The 14,746-nt window shown below is 59.3% G+C and carries 13 protein-coding genes; all 13 read left to right on the forward strand.

The genetic code is table 11. The features are described from left to right. Positions 1-27 precede the first annotated feature (27 nt). The 13 genes from HKD32_RS12015 (at position 28) to HKD32_RS12075 (ending at position 14,742) form a co-directional block, all read left to right on the forward strand. Positions 28-1,242: a hypothetical protein gene (locus HKD32_RS12015; protein WP_228119003.1), complete on the forward strand. Its 1,215-nt coding sequence runs from the start codon at positions 28-30 to the stop codon at positions 1,240-1,242. 1 nt (position 1,243) lies between these two features. After that, the gene (locus HKD32_RS12020; protein ID WP_228119004.1) at positions 1,244-1,789 is read left to right on the forward strand and encodes a hypothetical protein; all 546 of its coding nucleotides are present in this window, start codon (positions 1,244-1,246) and stop codon (positions 1,787-1,789) included. Between the two features lie 52 nt (positions 1,790-1,841). Next, positions 1,842-2,243 carry a hypothetical protein gene (locus HKD32_RS12025; RefSeq protein WP_194258078.1) on the forward strand — a complete coding sequence of 134 codons (402 nt, stop codon included), beginning with the start codon at positions 1,842-1,844 and terminating at the stop codon, positions 2,241-2,243. A gap of 118 nt (positions 2,244-2,361) precedes the next feature. Then, the gene (locus HKD32_RS12030) at positions 2,362-2,787 is read left to right on the forward strand and encodes a hypothetical protein (protein ID WP_228119005.1); all 426 of its coding nucleotides are present in this window, start codon (positions 2,362-2,364) and stop codon (positions 2,785-2,787) included. Continuing rightward, positions 2,787-5,945: a type IV secretion protein DotO gene (locus HKD32_RS12035; protein ID WP_228119006.1), complete on the forward strand. Its 3,159-nt coding sequence runs from the start codon at positions 2,787-2,789 to the stop codon at positions 5,943-5,945. Before HKD32_RS12030 ends, HKD32_RS12035 begins: the two co-directional genes overlap by 1 nt. After that, positions 5,942-6,913 (forward strand): TrbG/VirB9 family P-type conjugative transfer protein, encoded by a 972-nt coding sequence (locus HKD32_RS12040; RefSeq protein WP_194258081.1) that lies wholly within the window; start codon positions 5,942-5,944, stop codon positions 6,911-6,913. Before HKD32_RS12035 ends, HKD32_RS12040 begins: the two co-directional genes overlap by 4 nt. Beyond that, complete coding sequence (locus HKD32_RS12045; protein ID WP_062106765.1) at positions 6,910-7,824, forward strand: toxin co-regulated pilus biosynthesis Q family protein; 915 nt, start codon at positions 6,910-6,912, stop codon at positions 7,822-7,824. Before HKD32_RS12040 ends, HKD32_RS12045 begins: the two co-directional genes overlap by 4 nt. After that, complete coding sequence (locus HKD32_RS12050) at positions 7,821-9,509, forward strand: pilus assembly protein PilN (RefSeq protein WP_099287117.1); 1,689 nt, start codon at positions 7,821-7,823, stop codon at positions 9,507-9,509. Before HKD32_RS12045 ends, HKD32_RS12050 begins: the two co-directional genes overlap by 4 nt. After that, the gene (gene pilP / locus HKD32_RS12055; protein WP_194258082.1) at positions 9,506-10,120 is read left to right on the forward strand and encodes a type IV pilus biogenesis protein PilP; all 615 of its coding nucleotides are present in this window, start codon (positions 9,506-9,508) and stop codon (positions 10,118-10,120) included. Before HKD32_RS12050 ends, pilP begins: the two co-directional genes overlap by 4 nt. A 7-nt stretch (positions 10,121-10,127) precedes the next feature. Next, on the forward strand, positions 10,128-11,324 hold the full coding sequence (gene pilO2, locus HKD32_RS12060) for a type 4b pilus protein PilO2 (protein WP_194258083.1): 1,197 nt from the start codon (positions 10,128-10,130) through the stop codon (positions 11,322-11,324). 70 nt (positions 11,325-11,394) lie between these two features. Next, a complete protein-coding gene (locus HKD32_RS12065; RefSeq protein ID WP_194258084.1) occupies positions 11,395-13,038 on the forward strand; it encodes a GspE/PulE family protein in 1,644 nt (547 codons plus the stop codon). Continuing rightward, positions 13,035-14,159, forward strand: coding sequence for a type II secretion system F family protein (locus tag HKD32_RS12070; protein ID WP_194258085.1), 1,125 nt, complete (start codon positions 13,035-13,037; stop codon positions 14,157-14,159). The genes HKD32_RS12065 and HKD32_RS12070 overlap by 4 nt, the downstream gene beginning before the upstream one ends. Before the next feature lie 76 nt (positions 14,160-14,235). After that, positions 14,236-14,742: a type 4 pilus major pilin gene (locus HKD32_RS12075; protein ID WP_194258086.1), complete on the forward strand. Its 507-nt coding sequence runs from the start codon at positions 14,236-14,238 to the stop codon at positions 14,740-14,742. The last annotated feature ends 4 nt before the right edge of the window (positions 14,743-14,746 follow it).

Below are 14,746 nucleotides of genomic sequence, written 5' to 3' on the forward strand. Positions count from 1 at the left end.
AATTACGACACAGGAGGGACCATCAGCATGCGAGGAAACGCAATGCGCCGTGAGGATACAGGGGAGGTTGTGGAGATGCTGCGACCCCAGAAGCGCTCCACAGAACGGCACGGCAAACAGGACGAGAACGGCCGGACGCCAACGGAGGCAGATCTGCCGGGCAACCGGGCGGATGCGCCAGAGGATACGGCAGAGAACGGCCGCAAGCCTCTGAATGCACACAATGGCAACGAAGCCGGTGCTACTCGCGCGCCAAGAAGCAGACTTTTGGTCGGTACCGCTTTAGCGCTGCTTGGAACAGGTGGTCTGCTTGGCGGCGCTGTGGCAGTCGGTGCACATTTTGGCGTGCCGATCCCGTTTGTAAATGACAGGCCCCGCGTACTGGTCACCGGCACACCAAATACTCCCGCGGCCCCTGCGGCTCAGAAAGCGGCCTTTGCGCTGGCACCCCCAGCACTTGGCACGCCCGAGGCGGAGAAACGGGTCCAGGAACCCTCTGTCGCTCAGAACGACGACCCTTTCAGTGGTGAGGGTATCACAGCCCCCGTCGTACCCCCGGCCGCCACGAAGCCGGCTGAGGCCAAATCGGCTCCAGCCATCCCTGCGCCGCCCGCTATCGCAGAGGGTGTGCCGAACGCCGCAGCGGTCCCGACGAGCCAGGCGATCTCCGCGCCTCAGGCTCAGTCGGCTGTGTCTGCCGCTCCGGCTGCGGCCCCCGTGCCTTCCGTCGCATCCCCGTCCCCGGACGCAGCTCTCGAACTGGAGATGGCCAAACAACTGAAAGCGCTGGATGATCATGTGGCGGCCTTGCAGAAAAACGTCGACGCCATGCAGGACAACCTGACGGCGACGCTGAACCGCGGTCTTGGCGAGTTCAAGGGGCGTCTTGACGAACTTCAGCATCACGAAGACCAGACAGATCGTGCCCTCCAGGCGAGTCAGTCCGCACCCGCCCATTTTGCTCGTGACCACAGCAACGCCGCACCTGTCGCCCCCCGGGCCGTAAGTGTCGCGCAGTCTCACCCGGCCGTGGAACCCGTCACGCCGAAGGCCGCTCCCGTCCATCTGCCCCAGTACACAGTACAGGCCGGAGCGCCCGGAATTGCGATTCTTCAGGACGAGCAGGGCAATGCAAGCCGCGTCGAAGCCGGGTCCGTAATTCCCGGATGGGGGCCGGTCATCACGATTACCTCCTCAGGATCGCGATGGGTCGTGCGCACCCCAAAAGGCCTGATCCACTAAGATGGAAGGGCTTTTCGACTTCGCTCAGGATCTTGGTGCCGCACTGTCCTGGCTGCTTCCGTTACTCTGTTACGTCGGCGGAGGCTGCTTTCTCCTGAGCGGCGTTATGGGCATCTTTCAGCGCTCATCCATCAGTAACGGATTACTCTCCAAAGGCATGGTTCCGGAGATGATGATCCTTGTCGGTGCGACTTTCCTGTCGTTTCCCGAGTTCCTCAATATGGGAAACCGAACCCTCGGTTTCGAAGGCAATGCCGGCATCGGCACGCCGGCCAAGATGAGCTTTTCGTCAGATGCCCTGATGACAGCGGCACAACGTGGTCCGCTGGCTGCCCTGACAGCCATCCTCAATGTCTTTCATGTCTATTTCGCAGCTTATGGCGCGCTGATCGTCTATTTCGCGATCGTGCGTCAGATGGGCCGGGCGAAAGGCACGAACAACAGTTCCACCGGCCTGAACATGGTCATGGGAATAGCGGGATTCCTCGTGATGAACGCAGACGTCCTCGGTCCTGCACTCCTTAAAGAACTGAAGCTCGTGCAGTGACCCGAAACCTCAACCCAAGTGCGGGCGCCAAAAAGCCCGTTCCGGAGTCATTATGACAGATATTTCGCGTCGTTATCCGAAGCCCACCCTTATGGTTGCGGCTCTTGGTGTCTCAGCAATTTCGACGGTTCTTCTAGCCCCGGCTGCTCACGCCCAGGCTGTCGATGATATCATGCGGGATTCCACTCAGAAGATCATGACCGGCTTCGGCACAGGACTGAACGCGTTCTGCTACATCGTCGGTGGCGCCTTTCTCGCTATGGCAATCTTCGGCTGGTGGCAGCATCAGCGGAATCCCAATGCAGGATCAAAGCCTGGCATGATCATCGCAGGCTTCATTTGCGGCGGCATTCTTCTGGCGTTTCCGTTCCTTGCCAAGACCGCTTCCTTCACGGTTTTCGGCACAGCGCCTAGCGTCACAGGCGAACAGCAGCAGATGAAGTTCGACAAGTAAGATGCCGTCGTCACGCCCATCAGCTTCGGCAGCCCCTGAAAGGTTGACGGTCCAGGACCTGAAGGCGCCATCTAGCGGGCACTGCACCTGCTGCGAGCACATGCTCGCAGCAGTCAGCGTGGCGGGCAGACCCCTCTGCCTGACCTGTGCGCCCGCATACGCGCTTGACGAGCCCGGTATAGACGATGTCGCGACGCTGATCTGGCTCCCGCATCTGGATCAAGGCGCTCTGGGTCGTTGTGTTACAGCACTTCATGTGGCTGCAAGAGCAGCGGGACACACCGTTTATGATCAGGCACTTTCAGGCCAGGCGCTCAACGCAAAGCGCGCCTTCGAGGCGCTTCTCTCCTGCCGCCTCGGGGCAATAGAGAAAATCGGTACGGACCGCCCGTCTCTGTACCGATCCGCTCTGAAGAGCCTCTCTCGTAATCCTCTTCCGGAAGCCCATGAAACAGGACTGCGGGTCCTCATGAGGGGCACGTGGTTTCCAGATAATCCGCGCCGCTATCTCGACGCGGCTCAAGAATGGGCAGTGGCACGCTGATGTTACGTAAAAAATCTGCGCCCTCAGATGAGCAGGAAAATCCGCGTCTTCCCCGATCCAAAGCTTCCCTCCTCGATGGTGTCCTGCGGTGGATTGCCGCGACTTCCACCTTACTGCACCGAGACCTGACATCGTTCTGCGATCTGGCAACCTGCGATGAGCGCGGCCTGATCACGTTCCAGGGCGATTACGCCACCGTCATCCGCCTGCGGGGGATGCGGCGGATTGCCAACGGGGCTGAAATCGCTGCGGCATCCTCGCGACTTCGTCTGGCTTTAGGAAGTCAGTTCAGCCGACCCGGGCATGCGTTGCAGTTCTGCTATGTCGCCGATCCTGAGGGTGTCGGTGAGAGCATCCGGCGAAACCTCGATGAACGCCGGACCGTTGCAGGTGCGCTGAACGCCGATTTCGAAGACATCTTCACGGAACGACAGAAGGTGCTTCCGCCCTTCATGCGTCAGGAACGCACGTACCTCGTGCTTTGGACGAGACCTGCATGCCTGTCATCGCAGGAGGTGTCACAGGCAAAGCGCGAACGGGCCAACCGCCTCAAGGGTCTGCCGCCACTTGGTGACGCACAGAACCCACTTCTGGGAAGTCTCGAACTCGGGACCATCCATCAGACCTTCGTGCAGGGCACCTGCGATGCTCTGAGCGCAGAAGCTGTACAGGTGGACATTCTCAGCCCCGAGGAGGGTCTTCAGGCCATTCGTCACGAACTCTATCCCGATACGATAGGGTCTTCGTGGACCCCCTCAACGCCGCTTCGCAAACCAGGCGGAACCATTCCTGAGACCGACGCTCCTCCTGATGCGTCGGCTGCCCTCTGGGCCCCGTTGCGTGAACAACTCTTCCGGGACGATGCCAGTACGCCTGACTTCTCCACGGCCCGCATGGGTGTCTTCGACTGGAGCCCGATTGAACTGACGCGGGTTCCCGAAATGCCGGTACCAGGCGTGAGCAACAAACCTGTTCCCACATTTACCGAGCTTGCAGCGCGTCTGTCGGGTCGTCGCATGCCCTGGCGTGCGACAGCTTTGATAGAAGGCGTGCGGCCGGGTTACATGGTGTGGAAGGATACGATCGCACAGTTCCTGAAGTTTGGCTCCAACACCCCCATTAATTCGGGGTTCGAAGAGCTGAAGGCCATGCGTAACAGCCAGAGTGACAGCATCGTCAAGCTGCGCATGGCCTTCGCCACCCGCTCGAACGCCGGTGACACCGAGGCACTCCGCACCCGCGCCTCAAGGCTGGAGCAGGCCATCCAGTCCTGGGACAGTGCTCAGGCCAGCCGCGTGTGTGGAGATCCGCTTGCGGGTGTGCTGTCTTCCGTCCCCGGGATCGCCCTTGCCTCGACCGCACCCCCGACCCCTGGCCCGATGTCCCAGATTCTGACGATGATGCCATGGGCCAGGCCAGGGATGCCCTGGGCCGACGGCGCAATGCTGTTTCGTGCGAACGACGGCACCGTGGTTCCTTATGACCCCGCTGGTTCAGGGCGCGAGGCGGTACTTGACCTGTTCGTAGCGCCTTCCCGTCGCGGTAAGTCCATGCTTGCCAACGCCCTGCTTCTCGCAACGGTTTTAAGCCCTGCTGCAATGACAGCTCAAGGCGCCAAACTGCCCCTGATCGGGAAAATGGATGTTGGGGATTCGTCTTCAGGGTTTATCGATATGGTCAAGGCCGGCTTGCGACAGGAAGACCGGCACCTTGCAATCCATATTCCATTTCAGCTGATTGACGAACACGCTTACAATATTTTCGATACCGAAACGTGCTGCCGGGCACCGCTGCCCTATCATCGCACGTTTCTGACCAATTTCATCGCGCAGATCTGTAAGCCGCTCGATGGTTCTGACTTCGAAGGCATGAACCAGCTGATCGACGCCCTCATTACGGCCGCGTATGAATACTTCTCGGACACGGGGCCCTCCGTGCGGCCAAAGATGTACCGTGAGGGCGTTGATCGCTCGGGCATCGACGCGGCTCTTGCGCATCATCGTCTTGTGGCGACGCGGAATACGTCCTGGTGGGAAGTTGCAGACCTGCTGGCAAGCGCTGGCGACATGCGTATGGCGCACCGCGCAACACAGTTTGCCGTGCCGGTTATCAGCGATCTCGTCGAGGTCGTGCGTGAAGAGCGCATCCGCATGGAGTTCGACAAGACGAACCCGACAGGCGGCGCAGAGTCCTCCATCGATGTCTTCCGACGATACCTCAATCACTTCGTCGCAAAATTTCCAAGTCTGACAAAACCCACACGTCTGGATCTTGGAGAGGCGCGGATTGTGGTCATCGACATTGACCGGGTCGCGCCGGAAGGTCAGGGAGAGGCGCAACGTCAGACTGATCTTATGTATCTTTTGGGGTTTCAGATCGCTTCGCGCAACTTCTTCCTGCATCCAGAGGATGCCCAATACGTCCCTCTCCATGTGCGTCCGTATCATCGCAAGCGTTTCGAGGAGTTTCGGGAAAGCTTCAAGCGGATTGAGTGCGACGAGTTCCAGAGAACCGCAGGTGCCCCGTTCGTGCAAAAGCAGTTCGAAGAAGCGGCACGGCGCGGCGCGAAGCTCAACGTAAAAATCGGCCTTGCCAGCCAGAAGCTCGCCGACTTCGGGGACTATCTCATCTCTCACTCGACCGGTCGCTTCATCCTGGGGGCAGGCGACGAAGACGAAGCCAATGAGATCTGCAAACGGTTCCGCCTGAGTTCAGCTGCGCAGGCCATCGTACGCAATGGACTGAACGGCCCTCGCGCCGATGGAAGCGGTGCCCCACTCATCTGGCAGACGCGCGTAAATCACGAGCTCTACGAGCTGTTCGTTCTCAATCTCATGGGGCCGATTGAACTCTGGGCTCTCTCCACCAGTCCAAAGGACACGGCGCTGCGCCGCCGCCTTTATGACGCGTTAGGAACGACGGAAGCACGTCGACGCCTCGCAAGGGTTTTCCCACGGGGGTCGGCCGAGCAGGAAATCGAGCGTCGCGAAGACGTCCGGATGAAAGCCGGTCAGGATTCAAGCACCGCCCTCGGCGGCGTGATCGAGGATATTGCCAGAGAACTCCGGGATGGCGTCGGGCTGGGTACGGTCATCCGGATGCCCTCTGAAGACGAACTGTCCGCACTCACAAAGGAGTCCGCCACACTAACAGCATGAAGAACGCTCTTTTCATGCTTCCCCTCGTCGGCCTTGCAGCGCTCAGCGGGTGTGCGGGTGAGAATACCGAGATCCCGGTGACAGTCGATGTTCCGGGGATGCCGTCACCCGAGCTGGCCCTGCAAAAAAGCCTTGATCGCATTAACGGCTTTTTGGGGAGCCTGAATCAGAGGATCGATACGCCGGTTCGACAAACAACCGCGCTTGCTGTCACGCCCTCCCACCCGATCAATCTTGCGCCACAAGCCCAGGCATCTCCACTGCCGGTGACATCCCCACCGGCTGCATCGCATGAAGCCAGCCCGCTTGCTGGCAAGGCGGGCCTGACGTGGTTCGCTTACGGCGATGGCTATGCCCGGGTGCGCTGCGCGCCAGGCACCCTCTGCATTCTTCGTCTTCAGCCGGGTGAGACGGTCGCGAGTGAGGCCCTTGCTGTAGAGCCAAAAGCCGGATGGCGGACAGATCTTGTGCGTGGAACGCGCGGCATTCACGCTGCATGGGCCGTCGCACTCACGCCTGACCCGGCCGCCAGGCAGTCCATCCTGCGCTTCTCGACCAGTCGACGCTCTTATATCGTCATTCTTGATCCCGTCGGCCCTTCAATGCGAAGCATTGCCTACAGCTATGCTTCGGGCGATCCGCAGACGCAGCCCGAGCCGCCGCCGTCGCCAGAGGCGCTGGCCAGGCGGAATACGCCAGATTTTGACTTTCACATGACGGGCAACAGCCCGGCATGGAAGCCTCTGCGGATCTACCGCGAGGGCGATCATACCTACATTCAGTTTCCGCCCGGTGGGATCAACAGTGCCCCTCGTCTGGTTGTGCTGTCACCCTCCACCACCGCAACCCAGCCGTATCGAACGGTCGGTGACTCTTACGTCGTCGATCTACCCGTCACTGATGCCCTGTTGATCGGTAACGACCCCGGCTCTCCTACAATTCGCATCTCTCATGGAGGAAAGGCATGACGCGCCGTCCTTATGCTCTCACAGTGGCGTCGCTGCTCGCTTTCCTGAGCGCTTGCACCGAAGTTCCGCCGTCACAAACGTCCCACATCAGCGGAGCGGGCTTTCGAGACACGTCCGCCCTTACCGTCTTCATTGCGGACATCCTTGCACATAGTCTGGATGCAGGGCGAACAGTCCTGCGCCTCGCGCCCTATATCGGCCCGGATGACGCTCACGCCCAGACCCTGCTGACGGACACCCTGCGCGAGCGGGGCTTCGCTCTCTCACCACAGGGCATGCCATATCCGGGGGCGCAGACCGTGCGCTATGCCGTCTCTCCCCTGGGGGCGGATCTTCTGGTGGAACTGGATGTCGAAGATGCTGTTGCCACCTGTCTTTACGGACATGACAACGCCGGAGCTTTGAGGCGCAAGGGCAGCTGCAGCCTTCGGAGCGGTGCGTCCCTGACGCTCCAGATCCCTGAACAGGACGTTCTGGTTTCGGGGCTGCCTGCCCCTGAAAAACCTCAGCAGACACCACCACCCGGTCCAGTCCAGCTGGCCCCACAAAACCCCGTCATTCAACCCCATCCGGATGCGGTCGAAGCCAAGCCACTCCCTGTCCAGGCACCCGTGGATCCGGAGCATCCGGCGCTGGTGAAGCTTCAGCCCCCTGCGGAAGTCTGGACGCTTGTGGAAGGGCAACCCATCCGGGACCAGATGATGGCCTGGGCTGACCGCGCTGGCTGGAAGATCAGCTGGCCAGCCTCCCTGAACTGGATGGTGCCGGCCATGACGACCTTCAACGGTGATTTCAAAACCGTCATGTCGTCCGTCATCCAGACAGTATCGGACGAAGGGAAGTCCATTCGGGCAGAGTTCCACACCCCTAACAGATACCTCGTTGTAACCTCGCCAGGAGGCGGCCGATGAAACTACGCACCACATTCCTGGCAACACTGGCAGCCGGCACACTTCTCTCCGGATGCCAGGACTTCCAGGACGCCCAGCATCGCGAAGCCGATGTCATGAACACGGCCGAGCGTCAGCACGTCCCGAACATCCCGGTCATTTCAGAGAGCGACAAGCCCTGGCTTCTTGGTGACGCGATTAAGGATGTCGATCCCATTCCAGACCTCCTGAAACATCCCGCCGCCATAACGATCGCGCGCCCCACGTCGCTTCGGGACGCGGCCATTCTGGCCAGCCGCCTGACAAGCGTTCCTGTCAGAATCATGCCGGATGCGGAGGATGCCGACGATGGTAGCGAGATCGGTACGGCGACACCACAATCCGTCAGTTTCAATGGAACCAATCTTCCCCCTCCCCCGGTGATGTCTGCCATGTCAGCCGCTTTGGGAAACAAGGGAAAGAGTGCCAGGCAGAGCTGGAACGGTAGCGGCGACTGGCTGAAGTATGACGGCACACGGGAAGGCGTATTCCAGGCTCTCGCCACGCGCTTTGGGGTGTGGCAGCGCTTCGTCGACGGTCATGTCGAGTTTTACCGCACGCTTACCAAGACCTTCACCGTGCCTGCCTTTGCGGGCGACACACAGGCGAACACGTCCATCATAGCTTACACGGGTGGTGGCTCGGGATCGTCAGGGTCATCGTCGGGAAGCTCGGGTGGCGGCGGGGCATCTACCGGCTCTGGAAGCTCGTCGGGTCAGTCTTCAGGACAGTCTTCTGGTATCGCCTCGGTATCGAGTACCAGTAAGACCAACCGCTGGAAGACCATCGAACACACCGCGCAGATCGTGTCAGGAGGGGCAAGCGTCGTCGCGGATGAAGGCCTGGGCACGCTGTCCGCCACTGGCACGCCCGACCAGATCGCGCGTGTCGACGACTGGATGAAGAACCTGAACGATGGCCTGATGAAGCAGGTCGCCGTAGAGGTCCATGTCTACACTGTCAAAGTGTCGCATGAGAGCAACTACGGCTGGAGTCCGCAGCTTGCCCTCAAGAATTACGGCAAGGCGTTCGGAATGGCGGCGATGCCTGCCGCAATTCCGGCCCTGCAGAGTGCGGACACACCGTTCAGCTTTGGTGCGTCCATTCTCGATACGGCGACGGGAGCAACAGGACAGTTCTCAGGGACCAAGTTTGTCGTCCAGGCGCTTCAGCAGCTCGGAAACGTCACCGAACAGTATGATCGGGGCGTGGTGACGACCAACGGCGTTACAGCTCCGTTCCAGAACGGTATCAACACGACATATCTTGCGAATACGACGACGACACTCGCGACTAATGCCGGATCTGCCAACTCGCTGTCTCCTGGGGTCATCATGTCCGGCTTCATGGGGTCGGTGACGCCAAAGATCGTCGATAACCGCATTCTTCTGAGGGTGAATTTCCTCCTCCAGACGCTTCTGTCGATTCAGACCATTACGTCCAATGGTTCCAGCCTTCAGGCGCCCAAGAGCTCGAACACGTCGCTTGATGACACAGTGGCTCTACAGAACGGCTCAACCCTCGTCCTGAGCGGTTATGTCGACGATGCAACGTCCCGAACACGCAACGGTGTCGGTTCAGCCCTGAACTGGGTCACAGGTGGCGGAGGCGACGCCCAGGTTTCCAAAACACATGTTGTCGTAACAGTCGAGGCTCGCACCCTATGAAACACCTCATCGCAGCAGCGGTCGCTTTTACTCTGCCCGGCCTAGCGCAGGCGGCGACACTGGATTGCGCAAAGCACCTCAATGAGCCGGCCGCTGGTGAGGTTCTGAGCATGGCTCAGATTGATCAGAACAATGCCTGTCTGACGTATCTTCAACAGGCAAAGGCAGCCTCTGACCTGACAACGGCTATCGCTGCGAACGAGCGCAAGCAGAATGAGAAACAGGTGCAGGGACAAGCACCCCGGGCGGCGCCTGATACGCAGCTGGCACCGCCCCTCTCGCCACCTCCGCGTGAAGGATCGAACGACGACCATCCTCTCCCAAAGAGCCTGCCCAAGCCTCCCACCTATGACGCCCTGCTGGTTGATCCTTACAATCACACGGCGTCTGCCATTCTCAGGTTTGCAGACGGAAGCACCTCCGAGGTGTCAAAGGGGGTTACACTTCCGGACGGAAGCGTCGTGCTCGCGGTGACATCTTCGGGCGTCCAGATCTCTTCCAACGGGTCCAGAAGCCGCCTGAACGCAACCGGAAGTCAGCCGAGCGGCACGCAGATCATTGCCATTCCGGGCGGGTCGAACACGCTCCCTCCACCGACCTACTCGCGCTGAGGGTCCGATGGCATTCTTCATCCGCAACGAGAGACGGGTCTGGGTCGGCGATCTGAGATGGCGCAGCTTCGAGCGCGCCCCGTCCCTGCTGACTGTCCACAAGGTGGCTGCCGAATTCAGCAGCAATTACTATGTGCAAAGCCGGACTTACCCTCAGCACGTTGGGTTCCTGTCCGCTGAGACCGTCGATACCAAAGAGCCATTTCACAGCCTCGCGCTGGCCATCAGCGAGAAATTCGGGGGGAGATACTACGGCGAATACGAGGTCGGGATTGACCAGTTCTGGATCATTGCCACCGACGAAGAAGGGCTACCTCTGCCGGGGTCAGACGGCGTCTATCGTGAAGAGGCGATCGAAGCTGTTCGCTCGACCTTCTCGGGCTATCCGTTCGACCAGAGAGATCTTCTCTCGTCCCGCGAATTTGAAGCGCTTTTAGAAGATCTACCAGACGCTCCTCTCAAGGTCCGGCCAACCTCGCTCGCCCCCATTTATACGTCTGCGGCCGTTGTCATCGGCCTTCTCTTTCTTACCGGCGTAGCATCGTATTTCTACCATCTGCACGTTCTGGACCAACGTCGGGAACTCGCCCGCAAGGCTTTGATAGAGAGCGCGAAACGGCTTCCCAAAGTCGTCGCGAAGCGTGAGCCCCCTCCATCGGAATGGATCGACGGATGCGTGTCGATGATCCCCGCCTCTCCGTATGCGTCCGGCTGGACCCTGGACCATGCGTCCTGCAAAGGCGACGTGATCGATCTGCACTGGTACCGAACTGGCGGCAGTATGGCTGATGCCCCAGAGGGTGAGCTTATGGACAACGGAAACGCCATCGTGACGCACCGTCCCCTGTCCTACAGCTTCAAAAAACGGCAGGACACGATAGCGGGCTATAATGAACGAACGCTTATCGGCATCCTGCAGCGCAGCGGGGTCATTCCGGCGCTTAACTCGTCAAAGCTCAATCTTCTGGTGAACGGAAGACAGGTGCCAACAGAGACCACCCGAATGTCCTTCAGCCTTCAGACTGATCCGCGGGACATTCCTTGGGACGCCTTTGAGAACCTTAGGGTCACATCACTTTCACGGACTGTCTTGCCCGCCCAGTCGGGGTCGCAGACGGGTTCCTGGCAGATGCAGGTTTCTTTTACGCACACGCTTGCGCCTGTCACTGCCACGCCAAAGCCATCCCTTCGGACCTCGAACTAGGTCACAGGAGCGGGGCCGACTATCGCCCGGCCCGCACCTAGCGCAGCGCCAGACCTGAAAGACCATTGAAATGCTCGCTTTTCTGAAAAAGACAAAGCCAAAGAAAGTCGGGACATCGTCGAATGTTCTGACAATTCCAACAGGGTTGCGAAGCCAGATCCATCTCGATCCGGTGAATCAGGCTGTCTATGTCAACCAGAGATTGCAGCGTTCAGCCGACGCTCTCGACTGGATTGCCAATACGCGCAGGCATCCCCAGCTGGATTGCCTGAAGGTTATCTGGGAGCCGATCAGTGACGTCACGGCCCGCATTCAGAACGCCCATGAAACAGGAAGCCTTTCGGACACAGAAGAAGGTGAAGACGCCGAAGTCCGGGATGAAGCGCTGGCTCTTCTTCGCGAAGGAGCCGAAAGCGGTGTGTCTGATATCCACCTCCACCGCAAAGAGCGCCACACCGAAGTCCAGTTTCGAATCAACGGTTCACTCGTGGTTGCCCATGAGCTGACGAACGAGCATGCGGATCGTCTTTTGCGGGCGATGTACACGATGGCGACCTCCCGTGACAGCGCATACAGCGACCTGTCGTTTCAGGACGCAGCCATTGCTGGCGATATTCTCAAGGGAACAGGGCTCGCCAACGTCCGTATTGTCAAAGGCCCGTGCCTTCCGGTTTCGGAAGGTGGAAAGTTCATGGTCATCCGCCTTCAGTACGTGAAATCCGGAGGCAATCGCCGTAGTCAGCCGCAGCAGCAGACTACCTTCCGAACTCCGCGCAGACCTGAAGGTAAGCTCAAACTGCTCGAATACGGCTTCACGCAAAGCCAGGTCGACCGCATCCTGAACATCGCCGTCTCGCCTTCAGGCGTCCTCATTTGTACCGGCCCCACCGGATCCGGGAAGACGACCCTGCTCTACGAGATCGCATTGCACAAAGCCCGGACCCAGCCGGAGCGGCGCCTGGTCGAGATCGCCCAGCCTGCTGAGTATCCCATGCACTGGGGTATCCAGCTTGATATTTCGAATGCCCTGACGTCCGAAGAAGCGGGTCGTGAGTTCCGTGCACGCCTACGGACCGCGCTACGTATGGATCCGGATGACCTGTCCATCGCAGAAATGCGCGATAGCGAAGTCGCGCTGACCACGTTTGATTCCGCGCAGACAGGCCATTTCGTGATGAGTACGCTCCATGTGGACGATCCGTTCGATTACCCTCTGCGGTTTCAGAACATGGATTTCGAACGCCTGAGTTTCCGCACGACCTGCAATGCCTCCATCGTCCGGGGCGTCGTCGCACAACGTCTGCTTCCTGTCCTCTGCAAACACTGTTCGCTTCCATGGACCGTCGCTGACGAAAGACTGCCACGCAGGACCTGCGAAGCTGTCCCGACATGGGGCGAGGATCTCAGCGCGGTCCGCAGAAAAGGGCCAGGATGCCCTCATTGCTTCGGTACTGGCATCTCCGGTCGAACCACGGTTGCAGAGGTTGTCGAAACGGACGAACAGTTGATGTCTGACTTCGTCAATCATGGCGTAGCCATCGCCCGGCATCGGTTCAGAGCACGGCCCGATGCCGATCCGTCGATGGTCGAGACAGCAATGGGCCGTGTCTTCCAGGGGCTTGTCGATCCATTTGCCGTGACGGCAACCGTTGATCGGATCCGAACACGTGACGCCGTCATGAGCGAACGACTGTCAGGGGCAAAACTGTCATGAGCCTTCGAATTGTCTACACCTCTGCGGCGGCTGAAAAACCGCGGCTTACGCAGGACCTTGCACAGTGGATGGATATCCACGTCGCTTTTACATGGCGGACACGGGCACGGCTGTATCGGATGATAGCCATCAGGCTCAGGCAGAAGTCAGAGCTGGAACGCATCATGCTCCTGTATATCCGTCAGCAGGAGCGCAGAAAAAAGACCTCCGTGCCGAGGATTCTGAACAAGGTGCTGCATCGGATGGCCGCCCAGGGCATGAGCTTTGCCGAGGCGCTGAGGCCTTTCATCCCGCATGACGAATACATGATGATCCTCTCCGGCGAGAAAGGAGACGACATCGCCTCCGCGATGGATCTGTTGTGCGATATCAAAACCCGCGTAGGTCGCATCATGCGGGCGGCGAGGAGTGCGATTGGCCAGCCCCTGATGTATGTCGGGATCATCTTCGCGTTCCTTTATACGATCGCGAAAATGGTCATTCCCTCGTTACTCATGAACGGCGGCATGAAGATGAAAGCGAGTACGTCACAGGATATGCTTGTTTTCGCCAGTAGTCTCGCGACCGGCCTGAATGGTGTCCTGATCCTCAGTGGCCTGGTTGGGGCATTGATACTGCTCTGGCTCAGTCTCACAAAGCTGACAGGGCCTCTTCGGGTTTTCCTCGAGCGCGCAGCACCCTGGTCCATCTATCGCAATATTCAGGGTTACATCTGGATCTCGAGTTTTATTGCGCTGGTTCGGGCCGGGATGACAGATACCGAAGCCCTCACCCATCAGATGCAGGTTGCCACACCCTGGCTTCGTGAACGCCTCGAAGCCATTCTTGACCGTCTGGGTCCACGGGGCATGTCCCTGCCCGAAGCCATGGAAGATTCCGGGTTCGCCTTCCCGTCCCCCGAAGTCATTGACGACATCGAGGCAAGCTGGGGCGGCACAGGAGCTTATGACCGTCTTCTGCAGTCAAGTCGGGCCTGGGCTGATGAGATCGAGTTCACGACGCTGGAGCAGGCGGCCGCGGCGAAAGGCTTCGCGAACGCAATGATGATGCTGATTGCCGGTGCGTTGATCGTCGCCTCGAACAACATCGGTTCCGGCATGAGCGATATCGGGCCGATGTAACTGATATCCCGGCTGTGTCCGCACTCACAAAGACCCGTTCGATAATGCTTCCAGGACCACATCAGGGAGAATTATCATGGATCAGATTGTCTCACTCCTTATCAAGGCCGGAGCGGTGCTTCTTGCACTGATTGCCGTCCTTGTCGGGGGCTACTCCGTGTTTGCGAAAAACAACGGCAGTACCGCCGCGTCACAACAGAGCCAGCTTGCGACCAACATCAGCAGCTACATCAATGGCGGCATGACGACCCGTAGTTATACCGGTCTCAATAACTCCGTAGCCATCAAGGCGGGACTTGTGCCCAAATCGATGCAGAACGGCGATGGCGACACAATTCTGGGTCCGTGGGGCAGTTCGAAGGTGACCATTGCGCCCTGGGATCAGGGTCATTCCGAAACTTGGACCAATGTCGATGGTGATGCGTGTGCGACCTTTGCGCGAAGCCAGAACGCTGATCGCGTAGCCATTAACGGCTCCGAAGTCGCAATGTCCGATCCCCAGGCCGCAGTGAATATCGCAAACAACTGCAATGCAACGTCTGGGGTCTCGCAGGTCACTGTCACCTTCGAATACTCGAACTGAGCCC

The sequence above is a fragment of the Gluconobacter japonicus genome, from assembly GCF_015244665.1.
GTDB lineage: Bacteria > Pseudomonadota > Alphaproteobacteria > Acetobacterales > Acetobacteraceae > Gluconobacter > Gluconobacter japonicus.